The organism is Rhodobacter capsulatus, assembly GCF_003254295.1.
Classification (GTDB): Bacteria; Pseudomonadota; Alphaproteobacteria; order Rhodobacterales; family Rhodobacteraceae; genus Rhodobacter; species Rhodobacter capsulatus.
In genome coordinates this window covers 187914-204398 of sequence record NZ_QKZO01000007.1, presented here as the reverse complement: position 1 = coordinate 204398, position 16485 = coordinate 187914, and the positions used below count along the sequence as shown (strand labels likewise).

The following is a 16485-nucleotide window of genomic DNA, read 5'->3' as shown; positions in this document are numbered from 1 at the left end:
CACGTCAATACAGGAAGTAGCGCTGCGCCAGCGGCAGGGTTTCCGCCGGTTCGCAGGTCAGGATCTCGCCATCGGCCCGCACCTCATAAGTTTCCGGGTCCACCTCGATCTGCGGCGTCGCGGTGTTCAGCTGCATCGAGGCCTTGCCGATCGTCCGCGTGCCCTTGACCGCCAGAACCTGCTTTGACAGGCCCAGTTTCCCGGCCACGCCGTCCGCCTCGGCGGCCGCCGAGACGAAAGTGACGGCGCTGTTCGAGAGCGCCTTGCCAAAGGCGCCGAACATCGGCCGGGTGTAAAAGGGCTGCGCCGGGATCGAGCCGTTCGGATCGCCCATCTGCGCCGCAACGATCATCCCGCCCATCAGCACCATCTCGGGCTTGGCGCCAAAAAACGCCGGGTGCCAAAGCACCAGATCGGCACGTTTGCCGACCTCGACCGAGCCGACATGCTCGGAAAGCCCATGCGTGATCGCCGGGTTGATCGTGTATTTGGCGATGTAGCGGCGCACCCGGAAATTGTCGTTCGCGCCCGTCTCTTCGGCCAGCCGCCCGCGCTGTTTTCTCATTTTATCAGCGGTTTGCCAGCAGCGGATGATGACTTCGCCGACCCGCCCCATCGCCTGACTGTCCGACGAAATCACCGCCATCGCGCCCATGTCGTGCAAGATATCCTCGGCCGCGATCGTCTCTTTGCGGATCCGGCTTTCGGCGAAGGCGACATCCTCGGGCACCTTGGTGTCAAGGTGGTGGCAGACCATCAGCATGTCGAGATGTTCCTCGACCGTGTTCTTCGTATAGGGCCGCGTCGGGTTCGTCGAAGACGGGATAACATTCCGGGAAGACACGACTTTCAGGATATCGGGCGCATGGCCGCCGCCCGCCCCCTCGGTGTGGAAGGCGTGGATCGTGCGCCCCTTGAAGGCCGCAAGCGTGTTCTCGACAAAGCCCGATTCATTCAGCGTGTCGGTGTGGATCATCACCTGCACGTCCATGTCCTCGGCCACCGTCAGACAGCAGTCGATCGCGGCCGGTGTGGTGCCCCAATCCTCGTGCAATTTCAACGCGCAAGCGCCTGCCTTGACCTGCTCGACCAGACCTTCGGGCAGGCTTGCGTTGCCCTTGCCCGCAAGGGCGAGGTTCATCGGGAAGGCCTCGAAGCTTTGCAGCATCCGCGAAATATGCCAGGGCCCCGGCGTGCAGGTGGTGGCCAGCGTCCCATGCGCCGGGCCGGTGCCGCCGCCCAGCATCGTGGTGATGCCCGAAGCAAGCGCATCCTCGATCTGCTGCGGGCAGATGAAATGGATATGCGTGTCGATCCCGCCCGCGGTCAGGATTTTTCCTTCGCCGGCAATGATTTCCGTGCCCGGCCCGATGATCAGCGTGACGCCCGGCTGGGTGTCGGGGTTGCCCGCCTTGCCGATGCCCGCAATCCGCCCGTCGCGCAGACCGACGTCCGCCTTGTAGATGCCGGTGTGATCGACGATCAGCGCATTGGTGATGACGGTGTCCATCGCGCCCCCCGACCGCGGGATCTGGCTTTGCCCCATGCCGTCGCGGATCACCTTGCCGCCGCCGAACTTCACCTCTTCTCCATAGGTTGTGAGGTCTTTTTCAACCTCGATGATGAGATCGGTATCGGCCAGACGCAGCTTGTCGCCGGTGGTGGGGCCGAACATGTCGGCATAGGTGGCGCGGGACATGAGACGCGGCATCAGAGCTCCCCCATCACTTTGGCATTGAAGCCGAAGACACGGCGGGCGCCCGCCAGCGGCACAAGTTGCACTTCGCGCGATTGGCCGGGTTCGAAACGCACGGCGGTTCCGGCCGCGATATCAAGACGATAGCCCCGGGCGGCGGCACGATCAAAGGACAGCCCCGGGTTCGTTTCGGCAAAATGGTAATGCGAGCCGACCTGCACCGGGCGGTCGCCGGTATTGGCCACCATGAGCCGGATCGCCGCAGCGCCCGCGTTCAGTTCGATGTCCCCCTCGGCAGGGAATATTTCTCCGGGAATCATGGGCTTACCTCAGCGGATCGGGTGGTGGACGGTGACAAGCTTGGTGCCGTCGGGGAAGGTCGCCTCGACCTGGATCGAATGGATCATCTCGGCGATCCCCTCCATGCACTGCTCGCGGCGGATGACCTCGGCGCCCGCCTCCATCAGATCGGCGACCGTACGCCCCTCGCGCGCCCCTTCGACGACGAAATCGGAAATGATCGCAATGGCTTCCGGGTGGTTCAGCTTCACCCCCCGCGCCAGCCGGTTGCGCGCCACCATGGCAGCCAGGCTGACGAGCAGCTTTTCCTTTTCACGCGGGCTCAGGTTCATCTTGTCCCCTCAGGTTTGCCAGACGCGCGGCGGGGGCGCGCCCCGCCGCAATGCGCCCATCAGTTGCAGGATCTGTTGACGCAGGGGCCAGCCATCCTCGGCCAGCAGGCGCACCACGCATTTTCCGTCAAAGCCCGAGGCCGCCGCCTCGACGCCGGGCACCGTCAGCGCGGCGCGGGCCGGGCCCAACGCGTCTTCCGCGCCCTGCGCGCACAGAACCAGCGTCGCAAAGGCGCGCGCAGGCCCGAGCAGCGCGACCCGCGGCCCTTTGGCGATGATATTCGAATTTTGCAGGAAGGGCTCCAGAAAGATTGGCTTTCCTGCCCTGTTGATCCTGCGAATGTCGCAAAAGTGCAAGTCTTGCACGGTCTCGCCCATCGCAGCACGGCCCAGAACCACCGCCTCGAGCAGCAGGCATCCGGCATCTTCGGCCAGGTCCACCGTGGTCTCGCGGTGCAGGCGCGCGCGGTCGAACAGGATCGTTTCCTGCGGCAGCCAGTCAAGCCAGCCGCCCCGCCCCACCCGATGCGCCACCGTCACCCGCGCCGCAGCGCTCTCGGCACGATAGGCACGCTCGGCGGCCTGCGTCGTCGCCACCCCCCGCGCCCCGCCCGAAAGGTCCAGCCCATACTGCAGCGTATCCCCCGCCGTCAGCCCGCCCGAGGTGTTCAGAAACACCACCTCCGGCACGCCGCGGACATGGGGCAGCAGCGCCTTGGCCGAGCCGCGTTGCGCAAGCCCCGTCAGACGCGCGCCCTCAAAGGCCACGGACGCCTGGCCATGGCTGCGCTGAAAGCGGGGCGTGGTCGCAGAATCGAACATGATCGCAGCAAACGCCCGGCGCGGCCGCGCGTCCATGTCGGGGCAGGCAGGCGGGCGCAGCAAGATCGCGGCCAGCCCGGAGACGCACAATTCCGCGCCACCTTGCCCGCAAATTCATCGCCGCGAAAATCAGCCCAGCGGCCCCGGACGGCGTTCCTCGGACAGCATCACATTGGCTTCGATCTGCCCGACCCCGGGCAAGGTCATGATCCGGCGGCGCAGCACACGCTCGAAATCGGCGATGTCGCGGGCGCCCACCCGCAGCCGGTAATCGAAGCGGCCCAGGACATGCTGCACCACCTGCACCTCGGGGATCGCCTGCACGGCGCGTTCGAAATCCTCAAACGAAATCCGCCCCTTGGTGGCCAGCTTGATGCCCAGAAACACGGTGACGCCAAAACCCAAGGCTTGGCGGTCCAGCACCAGCCGCCGCCCGGCGATCACCCCCGCCTCCTCGAGCCGCTTCACCCGCCGCCAGGCCGCAGGCTGCGACAGGCCGAAGCGGCGGCCAAGCTCGCCCGCACCCAGCGTCGCATCCTGCGCCAAAGCCCGCAGAATCGCCCGGTCGATGTCATCCAGCGCGATCACAGCGGCAGCTCCGCCGTGTCCTTCAGCGTCGAAATCAGCATCAAGGCATCGGTGTCGGCAATATGCGGCAGCGCCAGGATGCGTTCGCGGTAGATCTCCTGATAATGCGCCATGTCGCGGGCAATGACGTTCAACCGCACATCGACCTGCCCCAGAAAGGTCTGAATTTCAATGACTTCCGGCACCTTGCGCGCGGCCTCCAGGAATTCGTCGAAAAACCCCGGCTGCGTCTTGTCGAGCGTGAAACGCACCGAGACCTCGATCTCCCAGCCCAGTTTGCGCCAGTCGATCACCGCTTCCTCGGCGCGGATGATGCCGCCTTCGCGCATGCGTTCGATCCGCCGCCACAGGCTTGCCGCCGTCACCCCGGCGCGCTCGGCCAATGCAGCGCGCGCCAGCCCGGGGTCGGCCTGCATCTGCCGCAAGATCCGTCGGTCGATGTCATCCACCTGCATGATTTTTTCCATTTGTCGCCCTACGGCGCATGATCCTTATTAATAACCGTGATATTTCATGAAGTTTGAATGCGCAATCGCCGCAAGGACCCTATCCTGCCTCCATCACAACTGGAGGAACGCCATGCGCGTGTTTTATGATCGCGATTGCGATGTGAACCTGATCAAGGACAAAAAGGTCGCCATTCTGGGCTACGGCTCGCAGGGCCACGCCCATGCGCTGAACCTGCGCGATTCGGGCGCCAAGAACGTCGTCGTCGCGCTGCGCGAGGGCTCGCCCTCGGCGAAGAAAGCCGAAGGCGAGGGCCTCAAGGTGATGGGGATCGCCGAAGCCGCCGCCTGGTGCGACGTGATCATGTTCACCATGCCCGACGAGCTGCAGGCCGAGACCTACAAGAAATACGTGCATGACAACCTGCGCGAAGGCGCTGCGATCGCCTTTGCCCACGGCCTGAACGTGCATTTCGGCCTGATCGAGCCGAAGCCGGGCATCGACGTGATCATGATGGCGCCGAAAGGCCCGGGCCACACCGTGCGCGGCGAATATGTGAAGGGCGGCGGCGTGCCCTGCCTGTTTGCGGTGCACAATGACGCGACCGGCAAGGCGCAGGACATCGCGCTGAGCTACTGCTCGGCGATCGGCGGCGGCCGTTCGGGCATCATCGAGACGAACTTCCGTCAGGAATGCGAAACCGACCTGTTCGGCGAGCAAGCGGTCCTGTGCGGTGGTCTGGTCGAGCTGATCCGCATGGGCTTTGAAACCCTGGTCGAAGCCGGTTACGAGCCGGAAATGGCCTACTTCGAATGCCTGCACGAAGTGAAGCTGATCGTCGACCTGATCTACGAAGGCGGCATCGCGAACATGAACTACTCGATCTCGAACACCGCCGAATATGGCGAGTACGTTTCGGGCCCGCGCATTCTGCCCTATGACGAGACGAAAGCCCGGATGAAAGCCGTGCTGACCGACATCCAGACCGGCAAATTCGTGCGTGATTTCATGCAGGAAAACGCCGTCGGCCAGCCCTTCTTCAAGGCCACCCGTCGGATTAACGACGAGCATCAGATCGAGCAAGTCGGCGCGAAACTGCGCGCGATGATGCCCTGGATCGCCAAGGGCAAGATGGTCGATCGCTCGCGCAACTGACCCGCGCGACAAGACTTAAGGGGGGCGCCTTGCGGGGCGCCCCTTTTTCGTTCAGGCTCAGACCAAAGGAGAGCCCGATGAGCGAATTGAACGAAAAGCAGCTTGCGGCGCTGGCGCGCGAGCGCGCCAAGATCTTCACCCCCGGCTGGTTTGCCGATCTGGTCAGCGCAAGGCTCGGATTTGGCGACACGTTCTGGCTTGGGCTGTTTGGCGTGCTGCTGTTCGTCGTGCCCGCCGTGGTGCTGATCGGGGGCTTGCTTTACGCGCAGGCGCCCGGGGCGCTGATGCCGTTCTTTCGCATCACCGCCGGGCTTTACGGGCTTTGGACGCTGGGCGTGCTGCAGGCGCTGTTGCGGATCGGCGCGCGCGGCGGCTATCCGATGGCGGGGCTGGTGGTGACGGCCGGGATCGCGCTTTCGGGGCTTTACACGGCCGTCACGCTGTAACGCTCAGGCGGTGGCCTGTTCCACCGCCGCCACGATCCCCTCGACCGTTTCGGCCAGAAGCCCGGCATCCTCGCATTCGGCCATCACCCGGATCAGCGGCTCCGTCCCCGATTTGCGGATCAGGATGCGGCCCTGACCGGCGATCCTTCCCTCGGCCTCGGCGATCACTTTTCGAACATTTTCGTTATCGAGCGGCAGCTGACCGGCCTTGAACTTTACATTTTTCAACATCTGCGGCACGGTCTCGAATTGCCGCGTCAGCTCCGAGGCACGGCGCCCGGTCTCAGCCATCGCGGCCAGAAACTGCAGCCCGGCCATCAGACCATCGCCCGTCGTGGCGTAATCGGTCATCACGATATGGCCCGACTGCTCGCCGCCCAGATTGTAACCGCCCGCCCGCATCCGCTCCACCACGTAGCGATCCCCCACCGCCGTGCGTTCAAGCCGCAGCCCCCGCCCGGTCAGGAACCGTTCCAGCCCCAGGTTCGACATCACCGTGGCGACAAGCGCGCCGCCGCGCAAAAGCCCGGCCTCGGCCCAACGCGCGGCAAAGAGCGCCATGATCTGGTCTCCATCCGCCACCAGACCGTTTTCATCAAGGATCATCACCCGGTCGGCGTCGCCATCAAGGCTGATCCCCAGATCGGCACCATGCGCCACCACCGCCTCGGCCGCGGTGCGGGTATGGGTCGAGCCGCATTGTTCGTTGATGTTCAGACCGTTGGGCTTGGTGCCGATCTCGATCACCTCGCAGCCCAGCTCCCACAGCACCTGCGGCGCGGCCTTGTAGGCGGCGCCATGCGCGCAATCGATCACCACCTTGAGCCCGGCCAGCCGATCCCGCGCCGGGAAGGTGGTCTTGGCATATTCGACATAGCGCCCCAGCCCGTCGTCGATCCGCTTCGCCCGGCCAATGTTCATCGGCTGCGCCAGACGGATGTCGCCCGCGACCAGCGCCTCGATCTCCAGCTCGGCCTCGTCGGACAGCTTGAAGCCATCGGGGCCGAAGAACTTGATGCCATTGTCCTTTGCCGGGTTGTGGCTGGCCGAGATCATGATCCCCAGATCCGCCCGCATCGAGCGGGTGAGATAGCCCACCGCCGGGGTCGGCACCGGGCCCAGGAGCAGCACGTTCATCCCGGTCGAGGTCAGCCCCGCCGTCAGCGCGTTTTCCAGCATGTAGCCCGACAGCCGCGTGTCCTTGCCGATCACCACCCGATGCGCATTGCGGCCGTCGCGGCGGAAATACCGCCCCGCCGCGGCGCCCAGTTTCAGCGCCATCTCGGCCGTCATCGGCCAGCTGTTGGCCTCGCCCCGCACCCCGTCCGTGCCGAAAAGTTTCCGCGTCATGGCGTGTAACCCCTTGTTATGGCGTCAAAAAGCCGGATACCCTGGGCGATCTCGGCGACATCGTGAACCCGGTGCATCTGCACCCCCTGCGCCAGTCCCGCCAGCGTCACGGCCAGCGTGCCCGGCGCGCGGGCATCGGCCTGATCCACCCCGGCGATGGTGCCGATGAAACGCTTGCGCGAGACGCCCAGCAGGATCGGGCAGCCAAGGCCGTGAAACAGTGAGAGCCCCCGCAGCAGCGCCAGATTATGCGCGACAGTCTTGCCAAAGCCGATGCCGGGGTCCAGCAGCACGCGCGACCGCGCGATGCCCTCCGCTTCGGCGGCAAGCAAGCGCGCCTCCAGATGGTCGTAAACATCCAGCAAAACATCGTCATAGCGCGGCTCGGCCTGCATCGTCGCGGGCGTGCCCTGCGCATGCATCAGGCACAAAGCCGCGCCAGACCCCGCCACCGTCGCCGCCATCGCCGGATCGAAAAGCATCGCCGAGACGTCATTCACCAGCCCCGCCCCCGCCGCCACCGCCGCCGCCGCCACCGGGGCCTTGCGGGTGTCGATGGAAACGGGCAGCGCAAAACCTTGCGCCCGCAACGCGGCAATCACCGGGGCGGTGCGGGAAATCTCTGCCGCGACAGGAACTTCCGCGGCGCCGGGGCGGGTCGACTCGCCGCCGATGTCCAGAATGTCGGCCCCCGCGGCGGCCAAAGCCTGCGCCTGGGCCAAAGCGGCCTCAGGCGCATCGAACCGGCCGCCGTCGGAGAAACTGTCGGGCGTCACGTTCAGGATGCCCATGACCGAGGGGCGCTCGAAGCCCACCCCGGCCAAGGCCGGGCGCGGCGCGGTCAGCCGCTCCAGCAGATCGGGCGGGATTTCAGACGCCGGAACCAGCCCTTGCGATCCCGCGCACGTCAGCGCCTCGGCATGGGTGAACCAGCACCAGCCGCCCGCCAGCGGCAGCGCCGCATCGGGCCGGACGGCATCGGTCTGGGCAATCGGGCGAAAATAGGTTTTCATGCGTCTCTCTTCGCGAAAGAGCCGCCGCTTGGCAAGGTGAAGCGATGCTTAACGGTCGATCGCAACAACCGGCACGCGACTTCCCGCCGGGGCTGAAACATCGCCGTGAAGCTCGAGCCGGGTCGCGGCCATCTGCTCGGCCAGCCACAGGATCAGCGTGCCGGTGTCGCGCACCGCGCCCTTCGGGCCATCGACCGCGTCCAGAACGATCTTCGAGGGCGCCCAGACCAGCATCTGGCCCCGCCGCATCGCCCAGTCGATCTCGGTCCGGGTCGCGACGACGACACAGCGCGGATCGCGCGCCGCCAGCACCCAGGCATTCTGCTCGATCGCCAGAAGATCGATGCGGCGCTGCGTCGGCCGGTGCCCGGTCTCGGGCGGGGGGACGGCGGGCATGCCCACCGCCAGAATCACCGGCGCGCCCGAGGCCGCCAGCCGGTCGAGCCGCGCCGACAGATCCTGCGCCGCGATCACCGCATTCGACAGATAGGCGACGACCGGATGCAGCGTCGCCTCCTCGTCGAGCGCCTTCACCGGCACCGCGGCCCGCGCGCGCACGATTTCCACCCCAAGCGCGCCGGGGCCGCGGTCCAGCTTCTCGATCCGCACGAAAACCCGCATCGCGCGCGGCTGTGCGAGGATCCGCTCCGCCACCCGTTCCGCCAGCGTTTCCAGAAGGTTGAGCCGTTCCGCCGCAAGTTCCGCCGCAATCGCCTCGGTAATGCGGTCGTAAGACAGGATGCGGTCCACATCGTCTTCCAAAGGCCCGGTTTCCGGCGTCACCTCGACCACGACGTTGAAATTCAGCCGCTGGCCATGGCCGCGTTCCTGCTGAAAGGCGCCGATATCGGCCAGCACGACATGGTCGCGCAGGCTGATCCGGTCGCGCGGATCGGCGGGCGCCGAGGCCAGCGCGCGCTCTTCGGGATGGGCGAAGGCAAGAGACGTGTCGGAGTGCATGAAGGCCACCTTTCGCCCCCAGATATAGAAACGGGGCCAAGCGAAGCCCACCCCGAAACGTCATGCGCGCGCGCGGTTGCGACCTTAGCGGATCGCCGCGGTCTGCAGCGGACGCCGATAGAACGTGTGCGCGCCGATCTGCGCGGTGCGCTGATAGCTGCGCGTCCAGGTCGGACGCACGCCGATCGTGTGGAAAAAGGTGGCGCCATCGGTCAGCCGCCGCGGCGCGCCGTCGATCATCGCCCGGGCGATTTTCGCCGCCTGATCCCAGGCCGCGCGGTCGGCCGCCTGATCGGGGCGCCCGTCACAGGTCCAGCTGAAGGCGCAACCGCCGCGCCCGCCCTGCCCGACCACGCCGCAGATCGTCTTCGGAAACCGCGGATCGTCGAGCCGGTTCAGCACCACCTCGGCCACCGCGACCTGACCCTGCAGGGTCTCGCCGCGGGCCTCGTGATAGATCGTCTGGGCGAGACATTCGAATTGCGCATCGCCGTGCGCCCGGGGTTGCAGCGCCAGCCAGCTTGCGTTGATCACCGTGGGCGCCTCGACGGTGGTTTCGCGCTGCCACGGCCAGCTGCGCGGCACCGGCGCGGCGGTGATCGCCGCAACCCGGTCGGCAGGCACCGATTGCAGACCGACCCGCTCCTGAAACAGCAGCTGCATCAGCCCCTGCTCGGCAACCGCCGTGGGATCGTTCGACTGGCTTACCGTCGTTTCGGCACGCGAGCCTCCGGCGAGGGCCAGGAGGATGAGCATCCCCCCCGTCCAGCTTTTCAGCACTGACATGATCTTCTTTCGATAAGGACAATCGCCCCGGCCCGGGGCCGCGACGGCACGGGCATAGCCCAGCCGGGCAGGATTTGTCCACCACACGAAAGAACGCGGACCATTTCCCCCGCGAAAGCGGCGGAAATCCGCGCAAGAGAGGGGCACGACTCACCCCTCGGGTTACTGAATGCGACTAAAGGTAACGGAAAGAAAACGCCAGAGCTTTTGTTCTGTTAACCCTAAATTCACGCAACATTTTGCGTCAGAATCGATTCCGCGGCGCCAGAAGCGCGAAATGTGCGCCTGCCAGCCGGGCGACCGGCACCCTGAAAGGTGAACAGGACACGTAATCGAATCCGGCGGCCCGGCAGAAGGCGATTGATTCGGGGTTTCCGCCATGTTCGCCGCAGACCGAGATCGTCACGTCATGCCGCGCCGCCCGCCCGCGCGAGGCGCCCATGAGCAAGAGTTCCCCCACCCCTTCTACGTCCAAAATGTGGAACGGGTCCTCGGCATAGACATGCTGGTTGACATAGGTCGACATGAACCGGCCCGCATCGTCGCGCGACAGCCCATAGGTCATCTGCGTCAGGTCGTTGGTGCCGAAGGACAGGAAATGCGTATGTTGCGCGATCTCGCCCGCCCGCAGCGCGGCCCGCGGCGTCTCCACCATCACCCCCAGACGATAGGCGAAATCGGCCTTCATCTCGGTGCGCACGGCGCTGGCGACGGCATCGATCCGGGTCTTGACGATCTCGACCTCGCGCGCGGCCGACACCAGCGGGATCATCACCTCGGGCACCACCGGGGCGCCGCGACGGCTGGCCTCGACGGTCGCCTCAAAGATCGCGCGGGCCTGCATGTCGTAGATTTCCGGCACCGTGATGCCCAGCCGCACGCCGCGCATCCCCAGCATCGGGTTGAATTCCGACAAAGCCTCGACGCGCCGGGTGACTTCGGACAGCGGCCGGTCCAGCGCCTCGGCCAGTTCGCGCATCCCCTCGCGGTCATGCGGCAAGAATTCGTGCAGCGGCGGATCGAACAGCCGGATGCACACGGGCAACCCCGCCATGATATCGAAAAGCGCAATGAAATCCGCGCGCTGCATCGGCAACAGACGATCCAGCGCCACCCGCCGGTCATTCGGCGTATCGGCAAAGATCATCTCGCGCATCACCGTGAGCCGGTCTTCGTCAAAGAACATGTGCTCGGTCCGGCACAGGCCGATGCCGTCGGCGTCGAACATCCGCGCGGTGCGGGCGTCATCGGGCGTGTCGGCGTTCGCCCGGATGCCGATGTCGCAGACCGTCTCGGCCCAGCGCAGAAGCGTGCGAAAGCCGTCATCCAGCGCCGGTTCCAGCATTTCCGCCGTGCCCGCCAGCACCTCGCCATTGCTGCCGTCAAGCGTGATCAGCTCGCCTTCCAGAAAAGTCCGCCCGTCGGGGCCGCGAAGCGAGCGGTCACGGGAATTGATCTGCACCTCGGTGCAGCCGACGATGCAGGGCAGCCCGAGACCGCGGGCGATCACCGCGGCGTGCGAGGTCATGCCGCCGCGTTCGGTCAGGACGGCCACGGCCGCATGCATGCCGCGGATATCCTCGGGCCCGGTTTCGCGCCGCACGAGGATACAGGGCTCGCCGCGGGCGGCGCTGGCCTGCGCGGCGGCGGCGGTGAAGACGATCCGGCCCACGGCGGCACCGGGGCTGGCCGCGATGCCACGCGCAAAGCGGTCGCGCGGCGCGCGCGGATCCACTTGATAATGCAGCAGTTCCGTCAGCGCCCGCGGTTCCACCCGCAACAGCGCATCCTCGCGGGTGATGATCCCGTCCTCGGCCAGAGCCACCGCGATCTTCACCGTCGCCCGGGCCGAGCGCGCGACGCGCACCGCGTCGATCACCGAAATCCGCCCGCCCTCGACGGCGAATTCCAGCTGCATCTCCTCGCGCAGCCGCACCCGGCAGGCAGAGCCATAGCCGCAGAGCACCGCAAAGAGCGCAGGCGCCAATTCCTCAAGCGACAGCCCGCGCGGATCGCGGGTCAGAAACAGCGTGTCATCAGAGCGCGCGCGCCCCTGCGATTGGCCGCGAAACCGCCCCATGATCCGCGGCGCCCCGGTGACGCTGTCGACGAATTGCATCGTGCCGGACCCGGAAATCCCCGGCCCGATCCCCAGCGCCATGCGCTGCACCAAAAGCCCCAGCACCGCATCGGGCGGCGCCCCCTTGGCCTGACGCAGCAGCCGCGCCGTCGTCCCCTCCCAGGCGCGCGCCATCGAGCGCAGCACCTCGGCCAGTTGCCGGGCGGGATCTTGCGGGAAGGGTTCGTCGGTTTCGGCGTGATAGGCGGAAAGCGCAGCGGCCAGCGCGCCATCGCCGGGGCCCGCGTGAAACATGTCGGGGTCGAGCCGCGCGACATGGGTGGCGTAGCTTTGCACGAAACGCAGGTAAAGCGCATCGGCGGCCTCGCGCCCGTGACTGTCGGAGAGCCGCGCATGCATCGCGTCGTTCATGCCGACATTCAAGACCGTGCCCGGCCCGCCCCATTCGGGGTTTTCCGGCGAGGATCGCACCGAAACAAGGAAATCATTGCCGAAAACGGCGGCGATGCGGGCGGTGTCGGGCATCTGCCCGGCGGCGATGGCGCGCACGGTTTCGACCGGCAGGGCGACGGTGGTGGGCACCGGCAGGTCAAGCCGGATCAGCCGTTGCAGGCATTTCGCCCGCCAGCCGTGCCGGGTGGCCTGCACCGGCGCAGCGGGAGAGAGTTTCACGAACTCGGAGAAGTCGGCGATTTTCTGCATTGCGGCGAGCCCCTGACAGCAGCAGGATAGGCCGAATTGTGACGGGCGCAAGTGTGACCTTGGGGCGCGACCGTCAGACCTTCGTGCCTGTCACCGCCGGAGGAGCCTCCGGCGGGGATATTTTTGGCAAGATGAAATCAGCCGTCGAGTTTTGTCAGATCGGCGACGCTTTGGCAGATCTGCCGGATGCGCGAGAGCAGGTTCAACCGGTTGCGCCGCACGATCGGGTTTTCGGCGTTGATCTGCACCGCGGTGAAGAAGGCGTCGATGGGGGCGCGCAGTTTCGCCATTTCGGCCATGGCCGTGGCAAAATCCTCCGAGGCCATCGCCGGGGCCAGCGCCGCTTCGGCGGCGTCGAGCGCGGCGAAAAGGGTTTTCTCTTCCTCGGCTTCGGCGAATTTCACATCGGCACCGAAGCTGTATTCGACGCCATCCTTGGCCTCGGCCTGGGTCAGGATGTTGTTCGCGCGTTTGAAGCCCTGAATGAGGTTGGTGCCATCCTCGGTCTTGAGGAAGGCACTCAGCGCTTCCGCCCGTTTCACCACCAGCGTCAGGTCGTCATTGCCCGGCATCGCCAGAACGGCGTCGATGACATCATGGCGGATGCCCTCGTCCTTCAGGAAGACCTTGAGGCGGTCGTGGAAGAAGGAGAGGAGGTCCGACGAGGATTGACGAGCTTGCCCATGATGCTTGCTGGGAGTGGGCTTAACACCCCCCAAGAACGACGAGGCTAGCTCGGCCAGCTTCGCTTCGTGTCCTTCTGCGTAAGAAGCCAAATCTTCATTTATAAGGGCCTCATACAGCGCGGATTTGGTCTCTTCTTGCTCCAGCTCGGTTTCTCGCACCCAATCTCCAAGCGTTGCGATGTTCGCTCGTTGATTGAAAATCTTGCTGACTACACGCCCCAACCCCATCCGCAGCCCATTCCCGAGCACCAGCCGGATCACGCCCAGCGCGGCGCGGCGCAGGGCAAAGGGGTCTTTCGAGCCCGTGGGTTTCTCGTCGATGGCCCAGAAGCCGGTCAGCGTGTCGATCTTGTCGGCCAAAGCCACCGCCACCGTCACCGGCTCGGACGGCACGGCGTCCGACGGACCCAGCGGCGAGTAATGGCCCTTGCAGGCGGCGGCGATCTCTTCGGACAGGCCCTGCGCGCGGGCGTAATAGCTGCCCATCAGCCCCTGCAGTTCCGGGAATTCGCCGACCATCGCCGAGCGCAGATCGGATTTCACCACCAGCGCGGCTTTTTCCGCCTGATCCGGGTCGGCCCCCACAAGCGGCGCAATCTCGCGCGCCAGCGCGGCGATGCGCTCGATCCGGGCCTTTTGACTGCCCAGCTTGTTGTGGAAGGTCACGTTGGCCAGCCCCGCGCCCATGCCCTCCAGCCCCTCGGTCTTCACCACCCGCAGGTCGTGTTCCCAGAAGAAGCGCGCGTCCGACAGCCGCGCCGACAGCACCTTGAGGTTGCCCTTGAGGATCGTCGCGCCATGATCCGCGGTTTCGCGGTTCGCCACGGTCACAAAGCCCTCGATCCGGCCGGTTTTCGGGTTCTTCACCGAGAAGAATTTCTGATGTTCCCGCATCGAGGTTTGCAGCACCTCGGGCGGCAGATGCAGGAAGTCCTCGGCAATCGCGCCCATCAGCGCGACGGGGAATTCGACCAGCCCCGCGACCTCGGTCAGCAGGCCCCTGTCCTCGACCAGCTCCAGCCCCTGCGCAAAGGCCAGCTGGGTCGCGTCGTGCCAGATCATCGCCTCGCGCTCAGACGAGTCCAGCACCACCTTGGCGGCTTTCAGCTTGGCGGCGTAATCGGCAAAGCCGGTGACGGCAAAGCGATCGGGCGCCATGAAGCGATGCCCGGCCGTGGTGGCGCCCGCCTTGATGCCGTCGATGTCCAGATCGACCACCGAAGCCCCGGTGTCATCGGACAGAAGGCACAGGATCGAATGCAGCGGGCGCACCCATTTCAGCGTGCCGTTGCCCCAGCGCATCGATTTCGGCCAGGGAAAGCTGCGGATCGTCTTTTCCAGCACCTCGGCAACGATTTCGGGCGCGGCGCGGCCGGGCTTTTCGATCACCGCGAACCAGACCTGGCCCTTCTTGTCGTCGCGCTTTTCGAGCTGATCCAGCGTCAACCCGGTCGAGCGCAGGAAGCCCTGCACCGCGGCCTCGGGCGCGGTGACGGCCGGGCCCTTGCGTTCTTCGCGCAGCGTCGGGCTTTCGGTCGAAAGCCCGTCAAGCACCAGCACCAGACGGCGCGGCGTCGAAAACGCCTGCGCATGGCCATAGGTCAGACCGGCCTCGACCAGACCATCGGTGACCATCTTGCGCAGGGTGTCGCGGGCGAAGCCCTGCATGCGGGCCGGGATTTCTTCCGAGAAAAGTTCGATCAGCAATTCGGGCATGTCAGTTTTTCCCCGCAAGGTCATTCGGTTGCAGCCAGACATAGGCCCGGCCATCGGGATAGACGGCGACGACGCGATCGACGCCGGGGGTGATGTTGCGCGCCCCAAGGAAGGCCAGCGCCGTGCCCGCGGCCAGATCGGCGCCGATCCGCGCGGCATCGAAACAGGGCGGCGCTTGCGGCCCGGGCCGGGGCGCGGCGGCATCGTAAAGCGCGAAAGTCTCGGTCAGAAGCGCCAGCGAGAGCGGCGTGCGAAAACAGCCAAGCCCCCCCGGCCCCGGTTGCCAGTCCTCGGTCAGGATCGGCTCGGGCTGGCCGGTTGCGACCGCGGTCAGCGCGACCTCGGCGGGCACGGCGCCCGCGACCAGCGCCAGCGCCGCCGCGACGGGCAGAAGCGGTGTCACGCCTGCGCCTCCGGGCGCCAGCCGCCCGCGGTGGTGGTGACGAAGGCATCGGCGCATTTCTTCGCCAAAGCGCGGACACGGCCGATATAGGCCTGCCGTTCGGTCACCGAAATCACCCCCCGCGCATCGAGCAGGTTGAAGAGATGGCTGGCCTTGATGCACTGGTCATAGGCCGGATGGGCCATGACGATGCGCTTGCCGGAATTCGGATCCTCGGCCGGGAAGGCCAGAAGCCGTTCGCATTCGGCCTCGGCATCGAGGAAATGTTGCAACAGCACCTCGGTATTCGCGCCGTCGAAATTGTGGCGGGAATATTCCTCCTCGGTCTGGCGGAAAATATCGCCGTATTTCAGCGGGATCGGCGAGGCCGGATCGTTGAACGGCATGTCCATCACGTGATCGATGCCAAGGACATACATCGCCAGACGTTCCAGCCCATAGGTCAGCTCGCCCGAGACCGGCTTGCAATCATGCCCGCCGACCTGCTGGAAATAGGTGAATTGCGACACTTCCATGCCGTCGCACCAGACCTCCCAGCCCAGACCCCAGGCGCCCAGGGTCGGGCTTTCCCAGTCGTCTTCCACGAAGCGGATGTCATGCAGGCCCAGATCGATGCCGATCGCTTCCAGCGAGCCCAGATACAGCGCCTGCAGATCCGGCGGGCTGGGTTTGATCAGCACCTGATATTGGTAATAGTGCTGCAGCCGGTTCGGGTTCTCGCCATAGCGGCCATCGGTCGGGCGGCGCGAGGGCTGGACATAGGCCGCGGCCCAGGGCTGGCTGCCCAGGCTGCGCAAGGTGGTGGCCGGGTGGAAGGTGCCCGCGCCGACCTCCATGTCATAGGGCTGCAGGACCGCGCAGCCCTTGGAGGACCAATAGGTCATCAGCCGCAGGATGATCTCCTGAAACGAACGGGGCGCAGCAGGTTTTTCCATGTCACCGACCTTGAGAGCGAAACGCCCCCTCTCTAGGCAAGGGGCGCAACAGGGTCAACCGGATGCCG

Annotated in this window: 16 protein-coding genes; 2 read left to right on the top strand and 14 right to left on the bottom strand. The window is 66.0% G+C overall.

The window, feature by feature from the left end; genetic code table 11:
* Positions 1-4: 4 nt before the first annotated feature.
* The 6 genes from ureC to LY44_RS12065 all read right to left on the bottom strand — a co-directional run bounded on the left by ureC (position 5) and on the right by LY44_RS12065 (position 4193).
* Entirely contained in the window at positions 5-1711 is a 1707-nt protein-coding gene (gene ureC / locus LY44_RS12090) for an urease subunit alpha (RefSeq protein WP_055212975.1), read from the bottom strand.
* On the bottom strand, positions 1711-2016 hold the full coding sequence (locus LY44_RS12085) for an urease subunit beta (RefSeq protein WP_055212974.1): 306 nt from the start codon (positions 2014-2016) through the stop codon (positions 1711-1713). Before LY44_RS12085 ends, ureC begins: the two co-directional genes overlap by 1 nt.
* Positions 2017-2025: 9 nt before the next feature.
* Complete coding sequence (locus LY44_RS12080) at positions 2026-2328, bottom strand: urease subunit gamma (protein ID WP_055212973.1); 303 nt, start codon at positions 2326-2328, stop codon at positions 2026-2028.
* 9 nt (positions 2329-2337) lie between these two features.
* A complete protein-coding gene (locus tag LY44_RS12075) occupies positions 2338-3150 on the bottom strand; it encodes an urease accessory protein UreD (protein WP_055213154.1) in 813 nt (270 codons plus the stop codon).
* A gap of 129 nt (positions 3151-3279) precedes the next feature.
* Positions 3280-3738: an Lrp/AsnC family transcriptional regulator gene (locus tag LY44_RS12070; RefSeq protein ID WP_055212972.1), complete on the bottom strand. Its 459-nt coding sequence runs from the start codon at positions 3736-3738 to the stop codon at positions 3280-3282.
* A complete protein-coding gene (locus LY44_RS12065; protein ID WP_055213153.1) occupies positions 3735-4193 on the bottom strand; it encodes an Lrp/AsnC family transcriptional regulator in 459 nt (152 codons plus the stop codon). The genes LY44_RS12070 and LY44_RS12065 overlap by 4 nt, the downstream gene beginning before the upstream one ends.
* A gap of 58 nt (positions 4194-4251) precedes the next feature.
* On the opposite strand from LY44_RS12065, the gene ilvC reads away from it, so the two are divergent.
* Together ilvC and LY44_RS12055 are read left to right on the top strand one after the other, a co-directional pair.
* A complete protein-coding gene (gene ilvC / locus LY44_RS12060; RefSeq protein WP_223230683.1) occupies positions 4252-5340 on the top strand; it encodes a ketol-acid reductoisomerase in 1089 nt (362 codons plus the stop codon).
* A gap of 77 nt (positions 5341-5417) precedes the next feature.
* Complete coding sequence (locus LY44_RS12055; protein ID WP_055212970.1) at positions 5418-5786, top strand: hypothetical protein; 369 nt, start codon at positions 5418-5420, stop codon at positions 5784-5786.
* Positions 5787-5789: 3 nt separating this feature from the next.
* Here LY44_RS12055 and glmM read toward each other — a convergent pair whose 3' ends face one another.
* The 8 genes from glmM to LY44_RS12015 all read right to left on the bottom strand — a co-directional run bounded on the left by glmM (position 5790) and on the right by LY44_RS12015 (position 16417).
* Entirely contained in the window at positions 5790-7136 is a 1347-nt protein-coding gene (gene glmM / locus LY44_RS12050) for a phosphoglucosamine mutase (RefSeq protein ID WP_055212969.1), read from the bottom strand.
* Positions 7133-8149 carry a dihydropteroate synthase gene (folP, locus tag LY44_RS12045; protein WP_055212968.1) on the bottom strand — a complete coding sequence of 339 codons (1017 nt, stop codon included), beginning with the start codon at positions 8147-8149 and terminating at the stop codon, positions 7133-7135. The genes glmM and folP overlap by 4 nt, the downstream gene beginning before the upstream one ends.
* A 48-nt stretch (positions 8150-8197) precedes the next feature.
* On the bottom strand, positions 8198-9109 hold the full coding sequence (locus tag LY44_RS12040) for a dihydroneopterin aldolase (RefSeq protein WP_055213151.1): 912 nt from the start codon (positions 9107-9109) through the stop codon (positions 8198-8200).
* A gap of 84 nt (positions 9110-9193) precedes the next feature.
* On the bottom strand, positions 9194-9895 hold the full coding sequence (locus tag LY44_RS12035) for a cell wall hydrolase (protein WP_055212967.1): 702 nt from the start codon (positions 9893-9895) through the stop codon (positions 9194-9196).
* Positions 9896-10139: 244 nt separating this feature from the next.
* Positions 10140-12677, bottom strand: a complete 2538-nt coding sequence (locus LY44_RS12030; protein WP_055212966.1) for a putative PEP-binding protein — start codon at positions 12675-12677, stop codon at positions 10140-10142.
* Between the two features lie 137 nt (positions 12678-12814).
* Positions 12815-15079, bottom strand: a complete 2265-nt coding sequence (glyS, locus tag LY44_RS12025; RefSeq protein WP_055212965.1) for a glycine--tRNA ligase subunit beta — start codon at positions 15077-15079, stop codon at positions 12815-12817.
* A 1-nt stretch (position 15080) separates the two neighbouring features.
* Complete coding sequence (locus tag LY44_RS12020) at positions 15081-15482, bottom strand: DUF6446 family protein (RefSeq protein WP_055212964.1); 402 nt, start codon at positions 15480-15482, stop codon at positions 15081-15083.
* Positions 15479-16417: a glycine--tRNA ligase subunit alpha gene (locus LY44_RS12015; RefSeq protein ID WP_055212963.1), complete on the bottom strand. Its 939-nt coding sequence runs from the start codon at positions 16415-16417 to the stop codon at positions 15479-15481. The genes LY44_RS12020 and LY44_RS12015 overlap by 4 nt, the downstream gene beginning before the upstream one ends.
* Positions 16418-16485: the final 68 nt, after the last annotated feature.

Bases quoted from the DNA above. Each gene is read 5' to 3' on its own strand.
- ureC (WP_055212975.1), bottom strand. From the start codon at position 1,711: ATGCCGCGTCTCATGTCCCGCGCCACCTATGCCGACATGTTCGGCCCC.
- LY44_RS12085 (WP_055212974.1), bottom strand. From the start codon at position 2,016: ATGATTCCCGGAGAAATATTCCCTGCCGAGGGGGACATCGAACTGAAC.
- LY44_RS12080 (WP_055212973.1), bottom strand. From the start codon at position 2,328: ATGAACCTGAGCCCGCGTGAAAAGGAAAAGCTGCTCGTCAGCCTGGCT.
- LY44_RS12075 (WP_055213154.1), bottom strand. From the start codon at position 3,150: ATGTTCGATTCTGCGACCACGCCCCGCTTTCAGCGCAGCCATGGCCAG.
- LY44_RS12065 (WP_055213153.1), bottom strand. From the start codon at position 4,193: ATGCAGGTGGATGACATCGACCGACGGATCTTGCGGCAGATGCAGGCC.
- ilvC (WP_223230683.1), top strand. From the start codon at position 4,252: ATGAAGTTTGAATGCGCAATCGCCGCAAGGACCCTATCCTGCCTCCAT.
- LY44_RS12055 (WP_055212970.1), top strand. From the start codon at position 5,418: ATGAGCGAATTGAACGAAAAGCAGCTTGCGGCGCTGGCGCGCGAGCGC.
- glmM (WP_055212969.1), bottom strand. From the start codon at position 7,136: ATGACGCGGAAACTTTTCGGCACGGACGGGGTGCGGGGCGAGGCCAAC.
- folP (WP_055212968.1), bottom strand. From the start codon at position 8,149: ATGAAAACCTATTTTCGCCCGATTGCCCAGACCGATGCCGTCCGGCCC.
- LY44_RS12040 (WP_055213151.1), bottom strand. From the start codon at position 9,109: ATGCACTCCGACACGTCTCTTGCCTTCGCCCATCCCGAAGAGCGCGCG.
- LY44_RS12035 (WP_055212967.1), bottom strand. From the start codon at position 9,895: ATGTCAGTGCTGAAAAGCTGGACGGGGGGGATGCTCATCCTCCTGGCC.
- LY44_RS12030 (WP_055212966.1), bottom strand. From the start codon at position 12,677: ATGCAGAAAATCGCCGACTTCTCCGAGTTCGTGAAACTCTCTCCCGCT.
- glyS (WP_055212965.1), bottom strand. From the start codon at position 15,079: ATGCCCGAATTGCTGATCGAACTTTTCTCGGAAGAAATCCCGGCCCGC.
- LY44_RS12015 (WP_055212963.1), bottom strand. From the start codon at position 16,417: ATGGAAAAACCTGCTGCGCCCCGTTCGTTTCAGGAGATCATCCTGCGG.